The sequence below is a fragment of the Peribacillus aracenensis genome, assembly GCF_025175645.1.
Classification (GTDB): Bacteria; Bacillota; Bacilli; order Bacillales; family DSM-1321; genus Peribacillus; species Peribacillus aracenensis.
Map to the genome: position 1 here is coordinate 15,837 of NZ_JANZMJ010000014.1, position 16,080 is coordinate 31,916.

17 protein-coding genes and 1 other annotated feature are annotated in these 16,080 nt (G+C 43.2%); of the genes, 13 read left to right on the forward strand and 4 right to left on the reverse strand.

Annotation, left to right across the window (positions count from 1 at the left end):
• The first annotated feature begins 117 nt into the window (after positions 1–117).
• The 12 genes from N0M92_RS14970 (at position 118) to N0M92_RS15025 (ending at position 10,361) form a co-directional block, all read left to right on the forward strand.
• Positions 118–978 carry a carbohydrate ABC transporter permease gene (locus tag N0M92_RS14970; RefSeq protein WP_076370709.1) on the forward strand — a complete coding sequence of 287 codons (861 nt, stop codon included), beginning with the start codon at positions 118–120 and terminating at the stop codon, positions 976–978.
• The gene (locus N0M92_RS14975) at positions 978–1,796 is read left to right on the forward strand and encodes a carbohydrate ABC transporter permease (RefSeq protein WP_192207690.1); all 819 of its coding nucleotides are present in this window, start codon (positions 978–980) and stop codon (positions 1,794–1,796) included. The genes N0M92_RS14970 and N0M92_RS14975 overlap by 1 nt, the downstream gene beginning before the upstream one ends.
• 57 nt (positions 1,797–1,853) lie before the next feature.
• A complete protein-coding gene (locus N0M92_RS14980) occupies positions 1,854–2,897 on the forward strand; it encodes a LacI family DNA-binding transcriptional regulator (protein WP_260286502.1) in 1,044 nt (347 codons plus the stop codon).
• Positions 2,898–3,113: 216 nt separating this feature from the next.
• Positions 3,114–3,842, forward strand: coding sequence for a ThuA domain-containing protein (locus tag N0M92_RS14985; protein WP_260286504.1), 729 nt, complete (start codon positions 3,114–3,116; stop codon positions 3,840–3,842).
• Positions 3,843–3,855: 13 nt separating this feature from the next.
• On the forward strand, positions 3,856–4,878 hold the full coding sequence (locus N0M92_RS14990) for a Gfo/Idh/MocA family protein (protein ID WP_260286505.1): 1,023 nt from the start codon (positions 3,856–3,858) through the stop codon (positions 4,876–4,878).
• A gap of 17 nt (positions 4,879–4,895) precedes the next feature.
• On the forward strand, positions 4,896–5,936 hold the full coding sequence (locus N0M92_RS14995) for a Gfo/Idh/MocA family protein (RefSeq protein WP_034305944.1): 1,041 nt from the start codon (positions 4,896–4,898) through the stop codon (positions 5,934–5,936).
• A gap of 21 nt (positions 5,937–5,957) precedes the next feature.
• A complete protein-coding gene (locus N0M92_RS15000; protein ID WP_260286506.1) occupies positions 5,958–6,926 on the forward strand; it encodes a sugar phosphate isomerase/epimerase family protein in 969 nt (322 codons plus the stop codon).
• An 817-nt stretch (positions 6,927–7,743) separates the two neighbouring features.
• Positions 7,744–8,064 carry a PadR family transcriptional regulator gene (locus tag N0M92_RS15005; protein WP_260286507.1) on the forward strand — a complete coding sequence of 107 codons (321 nt, stop codon included), beginning with the start codon at positions 7,744–7,746 and terminating at the stop codon, positions 8,062–8,064.
• Between the two features lie 70 nt (positions 8,065–8,134).
• The gene (locus N0M92_RS15010; RefSeq protein WP_260286508.1) at positions 8,135–8,488 is read left to right on the forward strand and encodes a DUF1048 domain-containing protein; all 354 of its coding nucleotides are present in this window, start codon (positions 8,135–8,137) and stop codon (positions 8,486–8,488) included.
• 198 nt (positions 8,489–8,686) lie between these two features.
• Positions 8,687–9,448 carry an ABC transporter ATP-binding protein gene (locus tag N0M92_RS15015; protein ID WP_260286509.1) on the forward strand — a complete coding sequence of 254 codons (762 nt, stop codon included), beginning with the start codon at positions 8,687–8,689 and terminating at the stop codon, positions 9,446–9,448.
• Complete coding sequence (locus N0M92_RS15020) at positions 9,449–10,198, forward strand: ABC transporter permease (RefSeq protein WP_260286510.1); 750 nt, start codon at positions 9,449–9,451, stop codon at positions 10,196–10,198.
• A 19-nt stretch (positions 10,199–10,217) separates the two neighbouring features.
• Entirely contained in the window at positions 10,218–10,361 is a 144-nt protein-coding gene (locus N0M92_RS15025) for a carboxymuconolactone decarboxylase family protein (RefSeq protein WP_260286597.1), read from the forward strand.
• 268 nt (positions 10,362–10,629) lie between these two features.
• Here N0M92_RS15025 and rluF read toward each other — a convergent pair whose 3' ends face one another.
• The 4 genes from rluF to brnQ form a co-directional block, all read right to left on the reverse strand.
• On the reverse strand, positions 10,630–11,337 hold the full coding sequence (rluF, locus tag N0M92_RS15030; protein WP_192207699.1) for a 23S rRNA pseudouridine(2604) synthase RluF: 708 nt from the start codon (positions 11,335–11,337) through the stop codon (positions 10,630–10,632).
• A 114-nt stretch (positions 11,338–11,451) separates the two neighbouring features.
• Complete coding sequence (locus N0M92_RS15035) at positions 11,452–12,351, reverse strand: DMT family transporter (RefSeq protein WP_260286511.1); 900 nt, start codon at positions 12,349–12,351, stop codon at positions 11,452–11,454.
• 174 nt (positions 12,352–12,525) lie between these two features.
• Positions 12,526–13,458 (reverse strand): aldo/keto reductase, encoded by a 933-nt coding sequence (locus N0M92_RS15040; protein ID WP_260286512.1) that lies wholly within the window; start codon positions 13,456–13,458, stop codon positions 12,526–12,528.
• Positions 13,459–13,581: 123 nt separating this feature from the next.
• Positions 13,582–14,913 carry a branched-chain amino acid transport system II carrier protein gene (gene brnQ / locus N0M92_RS15045; protein ID WP_260286513.1) on the reverse strand — a complete coding sequence of 444 codons (1,332 nt, stop codon included), beginning with the start codon at positions 14,911–14,913 and terminating at the stop codon, positions 13,582–13,584.
• Positions 14,914–15,012: 99 nt separating this feature from the next.
• Positions 15,013–15,259, reverse strand: a binding site (T-box leader).
• A gap of 206 nt (positions 15,260–15,465) precedes the next feature.
• Between brnQ and N0M92_RS15050 the strand changes: the two genes are divergently transcribed.
• Positions 15,466–15,639 carry a hypothetical protein gene (locus N0M92_RS15050; RefSeq protein ID WP_164468807.1) on the forward strand — a complete coding sequence of 58 codons (174 nt, stop codon included), beginning with the start codon at positions 15,466–15,468 and terminating at the stop codon, positions 15,637–15,639.
• Positions 15,640–16,080 lie beyond the last annotated feature (441 nt).

Here is a 16,080-nt window from a genome sequence, read left to right on the forward strand (position 1 = left end):
TGTTCCTTGTTATAGAAAAGTCACTTAGGGAAATTGCCTAGACAAGGGATTCATCAAATAACCCAGTCATGATCTAAAACCATTAACTATTAAATCATTTCAAGGAGGTCGGTTTCGTTGAGAAATCGGGATGCCGCATATTGGCTGTTTTTGACACCTGTTCTTGCTGCACTCATTTTGGTTGTGATCGTGCCACTCATCTACGGATTTTATTATTCCTTTACGAATTGGAACGGTTTAGGGACGCCGGATTTCATCGGTCTTAAGAATTATATGGACTTGTTTACGGATAAAGGGTTCCTTGATACATTTTGGTTCACCATTAAATTTTCCGTAGCGGCAATTGTGGTAATCAATATCATCGGATTAAGTTTGGCTCTCATCGTGACTTCGAAAATTAAATCAAGCAACATATTGCGGACGGTTTTCTTTATGCCCAATTTAATAGGCGGTTTGATTCTGGGCTTTATTTGGCAGTTCATTTTTATTAAGGTCTTCGGTGCGATTGGTGATTTGACTGGGATCGAAGCATTTAATGGATGGTTATCAACGACTGATACAGGTTTTTGGGGATTGATCATTTTAACATCATGGCAAATGGCCGGATATATCATGATTATTTATATTGCCTATTTGCAGGCTGTTCCTGAAGACTTGATCGAAGCGGCAAAAATTGATGGAGCTAACAGCTTCCAGCGTTTTCGCCATATAACTTTTCCACTAGTGGCACCCGCTTTTACCGTCAGTTTGTTTTTGACGCTTTCCCACTCGTTCAAGATCTATGATCAAAATCTTTCTTTGACGAATGGAGCTCCCTATAATTCAACTGAAATGGTTGCGATGAACATTGTAAAATCGGCCTTCACCGAAAACGATATGGCATATGCACAGGCAAAAGCCGTTATCTTTTTCGTGATCGTGGCGGTTGTTTCACTGACACAGGTCTATTTCAATAAAAAACGGGAGGTTGAGCTGTGATGAGGGGAAAATGGAAATTGTGGCTGATTGGATTCATCGGATTCATTTTGGCCGTATTATGGCTCACTCCGTTTTATTTAATGCTTGTAAATGCTTTCAAAATGAAACGGGATATATTTGCCGATACGCTGGGACTGCCTGAAACCTGGACATTCGAAAACTTCATTCAAGCTTTCGAGCAATTGGATTTCCTCCGGACTTTATTCAATTCCTTATTGATATCGGGCGTCAGTGTAGTCATCATCATCATTTTTTCTGCGATGGCAGCATACGCCCTTTCCCGAAACAAAAGTAAAATAAGTTCTCTGCTTTTCTTCGTGTTTGTAGCAGCCATGCTAATTCCGTTTCAGTCTGTGATGATACCGCTCGTTGCCCAATTCGGACAGCTAGGGATGTTGAACAAGGCCGGACTGATTTTCATGTATTTAGGTTTTGGCTGCAGTCTTTCCATATTCTTATATCATGGTACCTTAAAAGGGATTCCCATCTCACTTGATGAGGCAGCAAAGATTGATGGGGCTAACCGGTTTCAGGTATTTTGGTATATCATCTTTCCATTATTAAAACCGATGTCGATTACAGTTGGCATCTTAAATGTCATTTGGATATGGAATGACTATTTGCTGCCATCCCTTGTTATTGGCGGAGCGGGATCGGAGACCATTCCGCTTAAATTATTCTTCTTTTTCGGTCAATATACGAAGCAATGGCATCTTGCCTTGGCTGGACTTACTTTATCCATCATTCCAGTCATCATTGCGTACTTTTTTGCACAGAGGCAAATTATCAAAGGAATTGCAGATGGAGCCGTTAAATAACTATTTAAATATAGGGAATATTAAACCATGTGCGGTGAACGGGGAGTGTTGATGAATTTGTCTGTTACTATAAAAGACGTTGCCAAAAAAGCGAATGTCGCTCCATCAACGGTATCGCGTGTAATCCATAACAGCCCGACAATCAGTGAAAAGACAAAGCGTAAAGTACGTAAGGTATTAAAAGAAATGGGCTATCATATGAATGAAAATGCCCGGAACTTAGTCACGAAGTCAACTAAGGCCATTGGGATCGTCATGAAAAGTTCGGCGAGGGAATCACTTTATAATCCCTTTTTTCCAGAAGTGATCCGAGGCATCGGCGATTTTTGTAATAAAGAAGGGTACAGTCTTTCTCTGACAACCGGGGAGACGGAGGATGCCATCTTTGAGGATGTCGTGAAGATGGTTCAGGGCAGAAGAGTTGATGGGATGATTGTTTTGTATTCTAAAAAGGACGATAAAGTGGTGCCATACTTATTAAAGCAGGGCTTCCCGTTCGTTTTGATAGGGAAGCCAGGCACGAACATGAGCGGTATCACATTCATTGATAACGATAATGTTCAAGCGGCCAGGGAAGTATCGGAGTTTGTAATCAATCTTGGACATGAGCGAATTGCCTTTTTAGGGGGCAGTCCCGAGTTTGAGGTGATCCAGGACCGCTTGACAGGCTTTCAACAAGCGATGGAACAGGCCGGGTTGGATGTACGGCAGGAATATATCAAATTGATTCCTTTAAATCGAACGGATGGAATAAAGGCGATTGACGAATTGCTGGAAATGAAAGAGGCACCAACCGCTTTTTTGGTTATGGATCTTTTATTGGGTGTTCTCTTGCTTGGAGTGTTGGCTGAAAAGAACTTGAATGTGCCACAGCAAATAAGCGTCGTCTGTTTTAACCACTCGGAATTCATAGAATTTTTAAGTACGCCGCTGACAACGGTTGATATCCATACGTATCAGTTAGGGTATGAGGCGGCAAAATGTGTGTTCGATCTAATTGCAAATCCGGAAATGATGGAAAAGAGTATCAGCATTCCTACCAAAATCATAAAGCGGGAGTCGCATTTTGTTGCCGAAAAGGAAATTAAAAGAAAAATGTAGAAATGTTTTACCAATTAATGCTTGATTTTTACTAACATAAATTTACAATATAGATTATCACTACTATTTTTGAAAATTCATACTTTAAAGGGATAAAGTATGTTCTTATATTTTGATCTTCTCTAACGCAAACGTTTGCGTTATGAATAAAGAGGTAATAGTTAAACATGCAAAGCAAGTTGCCGTGAAATGAATCTTGTATGGAGGAGGTTGTTCATGAGAGTCCTGGTATGGAATGAGTTTCGCCACGAGAAGACAAAGCCTGAAGTAGCAAAAGTATATCCGGATGGTATCCATGGTGCAATTGCCGGCTTTTTACAAAGCGGGCAGGTCGAGGTGAGAACCGCCACTCTCGATGAAGAAGAGCATGGATTAACCGAAGAAGCACTGAAACAAACCGATGTACTTCTTTGGTGGGGGCATGTTGCACATGATGAAGTTCAGGATGAAATCATTGCAAGGGTTCACAAGCGAGTACTCGAGGGAATGGGACTCATCGTCCTCCATTCCGGTCATTTTTCAAAGATCTTCAAACGATTAATGGGCACGACTTGCGATTTGAAATGGCGGGTGGCGGATGAAAGGGAACGGCTCTGGGTTGTCGAACCAAGTCATCCTATCGTTGATGGAATCGGAGAATATATAGAGCTTGAAAAGGAAGAGATGTACGGGGAACATTTTGATATTCCTGCACCAGATCAATTGATATTCGTCAGTTGGTTTGAAGGCGGGGAGGTATTTAGAAGCGGTTGCACGTATCAGCGGGGAAAAGGGAGGATTTTCTATTTCCGTCCAGGTCATGAAACATATCCTACCTACCATAATCCCGAGATTCAACGAGTGATTAAGAATGCCGTTAATTGGGTCAAGCCGGAATTTGGAATCGTAACGAACTACGGGAAAGCCGAACCGTTGGAATCCATCTCAGGCAAAGAGCTGAAGTGAAGGAGAGAACAAAATGGGCAAAGTGAAGGTAGGAGTCATTGGATGCGGGAGTATTGCAAAAAACAGGCATTTTCCGGAGTATGCTGCACATCAGGAAACGGAGATCATTGCCGTTTGTGATATTGTACCGGACCGGGCGAATGCAGCGGCACAAAGGTATGGCGCGCAAGCATATACTGATTATATAGAACTTTTGAAGAATGAGGAGATTGAAGCGATCAGTGTATGTACCCCGAATTACCTGCATGCACGCATCACAGTTGCGGCCTTGGAAGCTGGTAAGCATGTCCTTTGTGAGAAACCAATGGCTACTTCTTTAGTAGACGCTGAAAAAATGAATGCAGCAGCATCGAAAAGCGGCAAAATACTAATGATTGGTCATAATCAGCGTTTTGTTCCCTCTCATCAAAAAGCGAAGCAGCTTATTGATAGCGGGGAGGTAGGGAAGGTCTATAGCTTCCGGACGGCTTTTGGACATTCCGGGCCGGAAACCTGGAGCGTGGACGGACGGGAAAGCTGGTTTTTTAAAAAGGATCAGGCAGTCATTGGTGCAATGGGCGATTTAGGCGTTCATAAAGCTGATTTATTAAGGTATATCCTTGGAGAAGAATTTGTTGAAGTGGGAGCCTTTGTGGAAACGACTGCCAAGAAAAATACAGACGTTGATGACAGTGCGGCCTGTATCCTCCGGACGGAGAGCGGTATCATCGGAACGCTTACCGCCAGCTGGTCTTATGCAAAAGAAGACAATGCTACGGTCATTTATGCGGAAAAAGCGGTATTGCGCCTTGAAGACGATCCGAAATACTCACTGATCATCCATCATGATAATGGAAAGACAGAAACCATCCAATTAGGAAGCATCCAGACTAATGACTCAGAAGGACAGCATGATTCCGAAGTGATCAGCCACTTTGTAAAATGTGTGGTGGACAATGAGGAGCCACTTGTCTCAGGAGTTGAAGGATTAAAATCATTAAAAGTCATTCTTGGCGCGATGGAATCAAATGCATCCCGAAAAATCATCCGCTTATAAAGGGGTTAAAAGTCATCATGTACAAATTAAAAATGGGTATTATCGGTGCTGGCGGAATTGCCCAAAAAAGGCATATCCCAGCTTTTCAAAAATTTCAAGATAAAGTGGTTTTATACGCCATTCAGGATATAGATGAAATGAAGGCGCGAGAAGTGGCGCGTGAATTTCATATCGAGAAGGTTTTCACCAATTATGAAGAAATGTTTGCTGAAGTGGATGCTGTTACGATTGCAACGCCAAACAAGTTCCATGCGGAGATTTCCATTGCTGCTCTGCAAGCGGGTGTACATGTGTTATGCGAAAAGCCAATGGCCATTACAACTGAGGAATGTTTAGCAATAACCGAGGCTGCAAATATATCGGGTAAAGTTTTATCGACCGCTTATCATTACCGCTTCATGAAGGAAGCCCAGGCTGCAAAGAAAATGATTCAGGCGGGTGAAATCGGTGAACCATATGTAGCGCGTGTACAGGCAATCAGACGACGAAAAGTCCCTGGCTGGGGAGTGTTTACAAGCAAGGAATTGCAAGGCGGGGGAAGCGTGATCGATTACGGCTGCCATTTGCTTGATTTGGCTTTATGGCTGATGGATGACCCAGAACCGATTGAAATCGTAGGTTCGACATATAATTATGTCAGTAAGGGTGTCGATCAAGTCAATTTGTGGGGGAATTTCGATGCCTCTGTATTTGAAGTGGATGACCATGCCACGGCATATATCAAATTTGCCAACGGAGCATCTTTATTATTCGAAACATCTTGGGCCGCTAATATACGTGAAGAAGCAACTGTTTTAAGTTTATCCGGAACGCAGGGCGGACTTGATGTGTTCCCGCTGGTCTTGAACCAGGCTAAGCACGGCATGCTTTTAAATAGTGAGGCCGTATGGATGCCAGGTGAGGATACACCAGACCTGCAGCAGGCAGAGAATTTTATTAATAGCTGTCTGGGGCTGGCAGAACCATTGGTAAAGCCATCGGAAGCCATGAAAGTTTCGAAAATAATCGAAGCCATTTATCAAAGCTCGGCAAGTGGGAAGGTCATGAGCATAAATTAATGAAAAGGTGAGGTGGGGCTTGTGAAATTAGGGATTTTCACAGTGCTATTTGCTCAAAAATCATTCGAGGATATGCTTGATTATGTCGCAGATTCCGGATTAAAAACAGTTGAAATCGGTACAGGCGGGTATCCAGGCAATATCCACTGTCCGCTCGATGAACTGCTGGAAAGTGAAGAAAAACGCCAAAAATACCTCGAAGCCGTTCAAACAAGAGGATTAACGATCAGTGCATTCAGCTGCCACGGCAATCCAATCTCTCCAGATGAAGCATTCGCTAAAGAAAGTGATGAAACACTGATTAAAACAATCAAGCTTGCATCCTTACTGAACGTCCCGGTAGTCAATACCTTTTCTGGTACAGCCGGTGATCACGAAGGAGCCAAATATCCAAACTGGCCTGTCGCCCCATGGCCGAATGAGTATACAAATGTGCTGAAATGGCAATGGGAAGAAAAATTGATCCCCTATTGGAAAAAAGCAGCTGCCATTGCCGATGAGCACAATATAAAAATCGGACTTGAACTGCATGGGGGCTTTCTCGTCCACACACCCTACACCTTGTTAAAACTGCGGGAAGCTACATCTGATGCTATAGGCGCCAACCTTGATCCAAGCCATCTTTGGTGGCAGGGCATCGAACCAGTCGGGGCCATCAAAATCCTAGGGAAAGCGGGAGCAATCTACCACTTCCATGCAAAAGACACATACTTGGATCAGGATAACATCAATATGTATGGTTTAACCGACATGCAGCCATATGGAAATATTCAGAGCCGTGCCTGGAACTTTCGCTCTGTAGGATGCGGCCACAGCCTGCAAGAATGGTCCGACATCATGAGCGCCCTTCGCACATACGGTTACGATTACGTCGTCAGCATCGAACATGAAGATCCGCTGATGTCAGTTGAAGAAGGATTCCAACGGGCTGTTACCAATCTGAAAACTGTACTCATCAACGAAAGCCCCACTGATTTATGGTGGGTATAATTTGTAGCCCATAACGAGCAGCCTGTTGCAGGTTGCTTTTTATTTTGGCCCTTGAAAAAGTGGAATTCACGAGTAAAAGCGTGAAACTCACGAGTAAAAGTGTGGAATTCACGAGTAAAAGTGTGTAACTCACGAGTAAAAGCGTGAAACTCACGAGTAAAAGCGTGAAATTCACGAGTAAAGCGTGAATCTCACGAGTAAAAGTGGAATTCACGAGTAAAAGCGTGAAACTCACGAGTAAAAGTGTGAAATTCACGAGTAAAGCGTGAAATTCACGAGTAAAGCGTGAATCTCACGAGTAAAAGTGGAATTCACGAGTAAAAATGCGAAACTCACGAGTAAAAGTGTGAAATTCACGTGTACAAGTGGAATTCACGAGTAAAAGTGTGAAACTCACGAGTAAAAGCGTGAATCTCACCAGTAAAAGTGTGAAATTCACAAGTAAAAGTGGAATTCACGAGTATAAGTGTGGAATTCATGAGTAAAAGCGTGAAACTCACCAGTAAAAGTGCGACTCACGATGGCTGTATCCAATGGAGATAACTGTTTTTTAAAAAAAAATAAATCAAGTTGACAGTCACCCTACTGCGTGTTACAGCATACCTTGTAGTAAGTAACACTGGATACCGACAGCACTGAATAGTGAAGTGGCAAAAATATTTTTAAGAAAAAGTTGACACCTCCGCTACTCGGTGTTACTGTTTAGGTGTAATAAGTAATACTAAATAGCGTGATTTCCCAAAAGCTATTCAGTAAAAATTCCCCTCAGAACTAAGTTTTACTTAATTTAAGTCACAAAATAGAGGAGGCGCTGAACATGGAAAATTTAACTGAAATGCTGAAGGGTTCGCTGGAAGGCTGCGTGCTGGAAATCATCAGCCGCCATGAAACCTATGGGTACGAGATTACCCGTCGCCTGAACGAGCTTGGGTTTACTGAAGTCGTGGAAGGGACGGTCTACACCATCCTCGTGCGATTAGAAAAGAAAAAACTGGTGAACATAGAGAAGAAACCGTCAGATATGGGGCCGCCCCGCAAGTTTTACTCACTTAATGAAGCTGGCCGCCAGGAACTTCAATTGTTTTGGAAAAAATGGGATTTTGTATCATCGAAAATCAACGTCTTAAAGTCAATCTAGCTTCATAAGATATTCCGTACGATATTTTTGGAGTATCTTGTTCAGCTTTATAAAGAGGAGGAAAAATAACATGATGGAATTGTTCAAAAAAATGATGGGTGATAAAAAAGAGTATAAAATGATGATGGCACGGGTTGAAGCCCTGCCAGAGGACTACCAGTTTGTATTTAAGAAAATTCAAAACTACATGTGGAATTTCTCGGCGGGCAACGGGATGGATATGCTGCACATGCAGTACGAATTAATCGATTTGTTCGAAGCCGGTGCGGCGGAAGGCAGACAAGTGCTGGAAATCACTGGGGACGACGTGGCGTCCTTTGCCGACGAACTAGTGGCAAATGCTAAAACCTATTTCGCCAAGTATCGTGAAGATTTGAATGAAAGTATCATGAAGCGATTGGGAAAAAATAAATTCAATAAATAATTCCGACTGAATAGCTGGTTACAAATGTGAAATGCCACCAACGCTATTCAGTTATATTTTAACCTGGTAATAAGTTATACTGATTATCAGTCAGACTAAATAGAGGAGTATAGGCAATATAGTTCCTCAGGGCGCTCGGAAGGATAATTAGGGTTCTTACAAGCGGCTTTGCTGCGCTATTAAAAGGAGGAAAAAAGTATGAGCAATGCAGCGATTTCTGTAAAAGGGTTAATAAAAAACTTTAAAGACAATGAAGTCTTAAAGGGGGTGGATTTTGAGGTACGGCGTGGCGAAATTTTCGCACTGCTGGGCTCAAATGGAGCGGGCAAGACGACGACGGTCAACATCCTCTCGACTTTGATGAAGGCCGATGGCGGCGAAGTCGGTATTTGCGGCTTTGACGTCCAGCGTCAACCGGATCATGTTCGCCAGAGCATCAGCCTGACAGGGCAGTTTGCAGCTTTAGACGGCATGCTTACCGGGCGGGAAAACCTGCTGATGATAGCCAAGCTGCGGGGAGTTTCCAATGCCGCTCAAGTCGCCGACAATCTGCTTGCGAGATTCAGCCTGACCGATGCGGCCAACCGCCGGGCGGATAAATATTCCGGCGGGATGAAGCGCCGGCTTGACATTGCCATGAGCCTGATTGGGGCGCCAGCAGTCATTTTTCTCGACGAACCGACGACAGGGCTTGACCCCGAAGCACGGATTGAAGTCTGGGATACCGTCAAGGAGCTTGCCGGCGGCGGCACGACAATCTTGCTGACGACTCAGTATCTGGAGGAAGCCGAACAACTGGCGGATCGTATCGCCATCCTGCATGGCGGAAAAATCATCTCGACCGGGACCCTTACCGAACTCAAGGAAATGTTCCCGCCAGCGAAAGTGGAGTACATCGAGAAGCAGCCGACATTGGAGGAAATTTTCCTCGCGATCATCGGCAAAAAGGAGGAGATGTAAATGAATAGCAAAACAGGGGTATTACTAGGGCGTTTAATGCGCAATATCATGCGCAGCCCGGATACAATTATCACGGTTGCGATAACGCCGATTATGATGATGCTGCTGTTTGTCTACGTGTTTGGTGGCGCCATAGAGGCAGGCACGGACAACTACGTCAATTATTTATTGCCGGGAATATTGCTGATGGCTATCGCATCCGGCGTCGCTTACACCTCCGTGCGGCTGTTTACGGATGTAAAGAGCGGGCTGATGGCGCGTTTCATTACCATGCCCATCAAGCGCTCGTCGGTATTGTGGGCTCATGTGTTGACCTCGCTTGTATCCAATGCGCTTACTGTCGTCGTGGTGATCCTCGTCGCGTTCTTGATGGGCTTCCGCTCCAGCGCTGATATCCTGGATTGGCTCGCGGTAGCTGGGATACTCGGGCTGTTTACGTTGGCGCTGACATGGCTGGCGGTCATTCCTGGATTGACAGCGGGTTCCATGGAAGGGGCGACAGCCTACTCGTACCCGCTGATTTTCCTCCCATTTATCAGTTCGGCCTTTGTCCCCACCGAAACCATGCCTAAAATTGTCCGTGCGTTCGCTGAGAACCAGCCAGTGACTTCAATCGTGAATGCGATTCGTGCCTTCTTGTATGAAGGGTCAGTTGGCAACGAAATCTGGATCGCGCTTGCCTGGTGCGTCGGCATCATGGTCATCGCTTACTTCTTCGCCAGTAAAGTATTTAAACGCCAGTTAGAGTAAGTACAGATTAGCCATATCAATAGTCAGCCATTGCGATGAATGCATTTGCTATCACATGGAAGGCTGCTTAAATGCCGGGGCAACCATCGATGAAATCATGGAAACCTTTAAAATTGGTGTGATTGGTGGCGGCCGCTTATCCCAACATGAGATTTGCCATTAGAAGAATTTACAGCGAACGAGTAGTGGTCTTTCGCAGAAGGAGAAATTAAAAGAATAAAGCCCTTAGATGTAATTGACAGGAAAAGAGTAGATTCAGAAGCAAAACCGCTTTGGTTATCAATGTCTTTAAGGAAAAATAGATTCCTTTCATTATCATTAAAAGCATGAAGCTCACGAGTATATCCGCAAAACTTAAAGCAAATGATTGCTAAAAATTCTTCCTAAATTAAAAAAGCGATGCCCCCGAAAGTTTGGAGGCATCATCATTATTATCTTTGCCTTGGAGTATAGTCCAATTCCTTAAATAGTTCCGTCAATTCATCCTCTGTCAGGTCGCGCCATTGTCCAATCGCCAGTCCGTCCAGATGGATGTTCATGATCCGGATTCGATGTAAATCACGGACTTCATATCCTAGTGCGGAGCACATTCGGCGGATTTGTCTGTTCAGTCCTTGCATCAAAGTGATGTTAAATGTATATTTGGTCAACTGTTCAACCTTACATGGAAGTGTTTTTGTATCCAAAATCTCCACTCCGGATGACATATCTTTAATGAAGGAAGAGGTAAGTGGTTTATCCACAGTTACGATGTATTCTTTTTCATGTTTGTTTTCTGCACGAAGGATTTCATTTACGATGTCTCCATCATTTGTAAGAAGGATCAGACCGCTTGAGTCTTTGTCCAGCCGTCCGATATGAAAAATGCGAAGCGGATGATTTACAAAATCAACGATATTCCCTTTTATGTGTTTTTCCGTAGTACTTGTAATCCCTATCGGTTTATTCAGTGCAATATAGACATTTTGCTGTTCCACTTTTATCGGCTTGCCATCGACACGAACATCATCACCGGGTTCAGCTTGACTGCCGAGCTCAGCTACAGTGCCATTTATCGTCACACGGCCCTCGGCTATCCATTTGTCTGCGCCTCGTCTCGAGGTAATTCCGGATTCACTGATAAATTTATTGATCCTCAACTAAAGCACACCTTTACATTCAGATTTTCTTCTTTAAAGGATAACGTAAATCATGGTGCATAGACAAGGGGAAAAGACAAGAAAGCATAGTTGGTGTGAATTACTGGATGTTCTTTACATGTTCTTCGTGACAGCTGCCGGATATTCCTTTTTCTTTTTGCTTGTCAGGTAGACGCCAATGAAGACAAAAAGACCTCCCAGGATTTGGACGATGGTAATGGTATGACCCAAAATCAGGCTAAGAATGGCGGTAAATACAGCAATCAGATTTAGATAAATTCCAGCCTGGCTAGCGTTGATATGACGAAGGGAAATATTCCAGAAAATAAAGGAACCGACAGACGGGAAGATTCCAATATATAAGAGACCCGTGATGGCTTCACCGCTTAAATCAGGGTTCATTCCCGAGCCAATGGCGAATGGAGCGACGAGAATCAATCCGAGAAATACGGAAACGGCAGTGGCTGAGATGATCGGAATGTTTTTTAGTTTTTTAGCGATTATTGAATAGAAAGTCCAAACGAGAATCGCCAGGATCATCAATAAGTCGCCTTTATTGTAAGTGAGCTGGAAAATATCCAGAAGGTGCCCTTTTGTCAAGACCAATAAAACGCCGAATAAAGATATGATAAGTCCGAGCGCATGGAGGGCTGAAATTTTCTCCTTTAACAGCAAAGCGGAAAAAAGCACAATTAAGGCAGGGTTCATGGAATTGACAAGAGCGGCATTCATGGAAGTTGTATAGGTCAGAGCCCAATAAAGGAAAAAATTATAACTGACGATTCCGAGCACCCCCATGACTAACAGCAATCTCCATTCTTTCCAGACACTCTTCCAATTTGGCTTTTCGATCCATTGGGCTAAAGGAAACAATAAGAAAACGGCTATTAGCCATCGCGTAAATGTTAGTTGAATCGGGGAAAGTTCGGTCACAACGTATTTTCCGAAAATGTAATTACCGGCCCAAAACAAATTTGCCAAGATAAGAAATATAAGAACAATGGATTTTTTCATCAGACTGCCTCTTCCTTAATTGATGGAATATTCACTAAATATATCAAAACAGGAGTACCTAAGCAATATAGCGAGACTAGTAGTCAATTTTTTTTTACAAGGATGAACCAAAGAGCAGGATAAATAGAAAAAGGCCGTTCAACATAAGCTGAACAGCCTTTTTTCACATATATGTTAAGCGAAAATGGCACTGATTTCGGCGATTTCATCCATGATTAAATCGACATCCAATGCTTGTAAGTTGCGTGTGACCTGATCTGGCTTTTTCGCCCCGGGAATCAGTACATCTATCGAGTGCCGAGTTAAATACCAAGCTAGTACGACATCGGCGACATCGGTATGCTTCCTGTTGGCAATCGTCCGGACTTCTTCCACTTTTTGCAGGTTGCTTACAAAGGCTTGTCCTTGGAAAAGCGGACTTTTTGCCCGGCCGTCCTCGAATGTTGATTCCTGATTATATTTGCCGCCGAGCAGACCGGAAGCAAGGGGGAAATAAGGAATGAAGGAAATATTATTTTCGGCTGTATATGGCAGCAGGTCTTGTTCTGCCTCCCGTTTGAATAGATTGTACTCGGATTGCAACACATCGACATAGCCGTCTTTATTAGCTTCCTTCAATTGTTCGAACGAAAAGTTAGAGACACCGATCGACTTGATCTTGCCTGCATCCTTCAATTCCTTTAAGGCACCTACCGCTTCATCTTTAGGGGTATCCTCATCAGGGAAATGGATATAGAATAAGTCGATGTAGTCCGTTTGTAGCCTTTTTAGACTCGATTCCACAGCATTTTTCAGAAAAGCCGGAGAGTTATCAAAGACGATGTTGCCATCGGCAAATTTATGTGCGCCTTTAGTGGCAAGGACTATCTCCTCGCGTTTGCGACTCTCTTTAAGGATTTCACCGATAAGTTCTTCTGAACGCTCAGGACCGTAAATGTAAGCTGTATCCCAAAAGTTGATCCCCTCTTCCAATGCCGTTCTCAAAACATCCCTTCCTGTATCCTCACTTAGATTAGGGAAAAGGTTATGTCCGCCAATTGCATTCGTGCCAAGGCCAATCGGATTTACATACAGATCTGTTTTACCAATACGGGTTTGCTTAGACATGTTACTTATCATCTCCTTTGACCCCATCATAACAAAAAATGTGTGTAGATTTCCAAAATAAAGCAGTGCAGACGTGTACAAAAATAAGCAGATGACCCGTAAAATCACCTGCTTACTTCATTATTATAGTGTTTCGATTTCCAACTCTTCAGCTCGATCCGTTTGTCCAAATTGACTGAGAAGCAGGCCGAAGGCTGTACCGACGAGAGCAGGGATGATCCACTCCATGCCGTAGGCGGAAAGGGGAAGGACATCACTCAATGTTTGCACGGGTCCTAATTGTAAGCCGAAGGCATTCAGTCCGTCCATCAAGGCGAAAACTCCTGTGAAAATCATTGCACTGCGATAAACCTTCTTCGGGTTTTTGAAATGACGGCTGAAGAATGTCAGGACAATCAGGACGATCGTTAACGGATAAGCCATCACAAGGAATGGTACAGATACTTTCAAAATTTGATTCAGACCCATATTTGAAAGAATGAAACCGATGATTGTTACAATCAGAATGACGGTTTTATAGTTCAGCTTGGGGAAAAGTTTCGAGAAATACTGTCCGCAAGCAGTCGTCAACCCGACGACGGTGGTGAAGCATGCCAAAGTGAAAATGATTCCTAGAAGGACCTTCCCGCCAGTTCCAAGTAAAAGGGTGGATGCGACAGTGAGGATATCCGTTCCGTTTTCGAATGCCCCATCGGCTGCCATGCGTGCTCCCATTACACCTAAGGAGATATAAACTAAAGAAAGCAAAGCACCAGCGAGGAGACCCGCTTTTACTGTATACCTCGTCAATTGTTTTCGTTCGGAAATCCCCCTTTGCTGGATTGAGGTCAGGATGACGATCCCAAAAGCCAAGGCAGCTAGTGCATCCATCGTGTTGTAACCTTCAATGAATCCTTTCGAAAATGCTCCTGCAGCATATGCTTCGGTTGGAGCTTGGAATGGAGCATCAAGCTTTACGAACCCAACGACACAGAGAATGACCATGGACAGAAGTAGAACGGGTGTAATCCAGCGTCCCATGAAGGTTTCCATTTTCTCTGGATTCAATGAAATGGCATAAACGATGATGAAAAATATGGTTGTGAAAATGAATAGGAATAGTGATTGGTTCATTGAGTCGCCAAAATACGGCTTTAAGCCCATTTCATAGGCAACATTCGCATTTCTTGGAATGGCCAGAAATGGCCCGATGCTTAAATAGATGACCACCATGAACAACGTACTGAATAGTGGATGTACACGGGCCCCGATGGTTTGTGCCCCGCCTTTAACAAGTGAGACTGCAAGTAGCACCAAAATTGGCAGGCCGACTCCGGTTACAACAAAACCGGCAATGGCTGGCCAGAATGAGGTTCCAGAAGATGCACCCAAAAATGGAGGGAATATGAGATTCCCCGCTCCGAAGAACATTGAGAAAAGCATAAGGCCGATAAATAATGTGTCTGTTTTTTTCATGGTGAATTCTCCTTTTTTTTAAAATTGATAACTCTCGTCGACTGGCCTGAAAAAGGCTGATTGAAGTGTTTTGTGCAAATAAAAAACTCGCCCCTGAAAATCAGGGACGAGTTTGTGCTCGCGTTACCACCCATATTCCGCGCTTCAAAAGAGCTGCGGCACTCAGTCAACGTACGTATTCATACGTGATCCATTGTAACGGCGGAAACCCGTCAAAGCCTACTGGATTTTCGGCTTTGCATCTCAGAGATGATTTTCGGATAGGCCTTGGACATCGACTTCCACCACATGTCGACTCTCTGTGGAACAGGGTTCTCATCTTACTCTTTCTCTTCATAGATTTTTTAATATATAGATAATTTAGCAAATTCTGATTATGAAGTCAATATAATTTCTCATTAATCCTTTTAAAGGAGCAGGAAATTAGTCCCCTGTTGGCGAAACTTCCTATATCCAGAGATATTTTCAAGAAGAATAGGATATTACTCCCTATTATCTTTCTAATCGCAACTATATTATAATAGAAGGCAGAACACTAAAGGAGACAACAGTATGTCTGAAAATAAAAAATTAAGCCTGGCGGATGCAGTCAAACAAAAACTGGCTCAAAAGCAAGCAGGATCAAGTAAAGATAAACTGGAAACAGGCGTTGTGAAGAAAACGAAACAGCTTAAAAGCCAGTTGACCAAAAAGCCGAATAACCAACGTAAGCGTACAGGGGTATAATCCTAATTTGTCAAAGGACAACGACTGTTCAGAGCTTATCAGAGAGCAGCTACCTTTTATGAATGAGGGTACTGCTTTTTTATATGAATGGAAAAATGGGGATTTAGTAATGGACGGGGCAGGGGGATTTTGCTTTTAGGGCCGGGCCTCTGGTAATTTGGAGGTATAAAGAATGATTCGTCCACCTCTATCTGGTATGTGGTAAAACGAGAAAAAACATTTTTTCTCGAATATGGAAATGACATTTCTATATCGTTTTATTAAAAACATTACAGTTCCATTTGTTTCTGTTTTAAAATTGTAAGAGTGATGACATGTTGTTACCATATTGTTTTGCTAAAATAATATTTTAAGGTTTTGTAAATGATTTTTTAACTAAAGGAATCTTTAGATTGAAGTTAGGTCTACTAGAAGGCTTATGGAATCAGTGATTTTCCTTTA

Coding starts and splice junctions, on each gene's coding strand:
- N0M92_RS15050 (WP_164468807.1), top strand. CDS start 15,466: ATGTCTGAAAATAAAAAATTAAGCCTGGCGGATGCAGTCAAACAAAAA.
- N0M92_RS15015 (WP_260286509.1), top strand. CDS start 8,687: ATGAGCAATGCAGCGATTTCTGTAAAAGGGTTAATAAAAAACTTTAAA.
- N0M92_RS15040 (WP_260286512.1), bottom strand. CDS start 13,458: ATGTCTAAGCAAACCCGTATTGGTAAAACAGATCTGTATGTAAATCCG.
- N0M92_RS15010 (WP_260286508.1), top strand. CDS start 8,135: ATGATGGAATTGTTCAAAAAAATGATGGGTGATAAAAAAGAGTATAAA.
- brnQ (WP_260286513.1), bottom strand. CDS start 14,913: ATGAAAAAAACAGACACATTATTTATCGGCCTTATGCTTTTCTCAATG.
- N0M92_RS14995 (WP_034305944.1), top strand. CDS start 4,896: ATGTACAAATTAAAAATGGGTATTATCGGTGCTGGCGGAATTGCCCAA.
- N0M92_RS14990 (WP_260286505.1), top strand. CDS start 3,856: ATGGGCAAAGTGAAGGTAGGAGTCATTGGATGCGGGAGTATTGCAAAA.
- N0M92_RS15005 (WP_260286507.1), top strand. CDS start 7,744: ATGGAAAATTTAACTGAAATGCTGAAGGGTTCGCTGGAAGGCTGCGTG.
- N0M92_RS14975 (WP_192207690.1), top strand. CDS start 978: ATGAGGGGAAAATGGAAATTGTGGCTGATTGGATTCATCGGATTCATT.
- N0M92_RS14985 (WP_260286504.1), top strand. CDS start 3,114: ATGAGAGTCCTGGTATGGAATGAGTTTCGCCACGAGAAGACAAAGCCT.
- N0M92_RS15020 (WP_260286510.1), top strand. CDS start 9,449: ATGAATAGCAAAACAGGGGTATTACTAGGGCGTTTAATGCGCAATATC.
- N0M92_RS15035 (WP_260286511.1), bottom strand. CDS start 12,351: ATGAAAAAATCCATTGTTCTTATATTTCTTATCTTGGCAAATTTGTTT.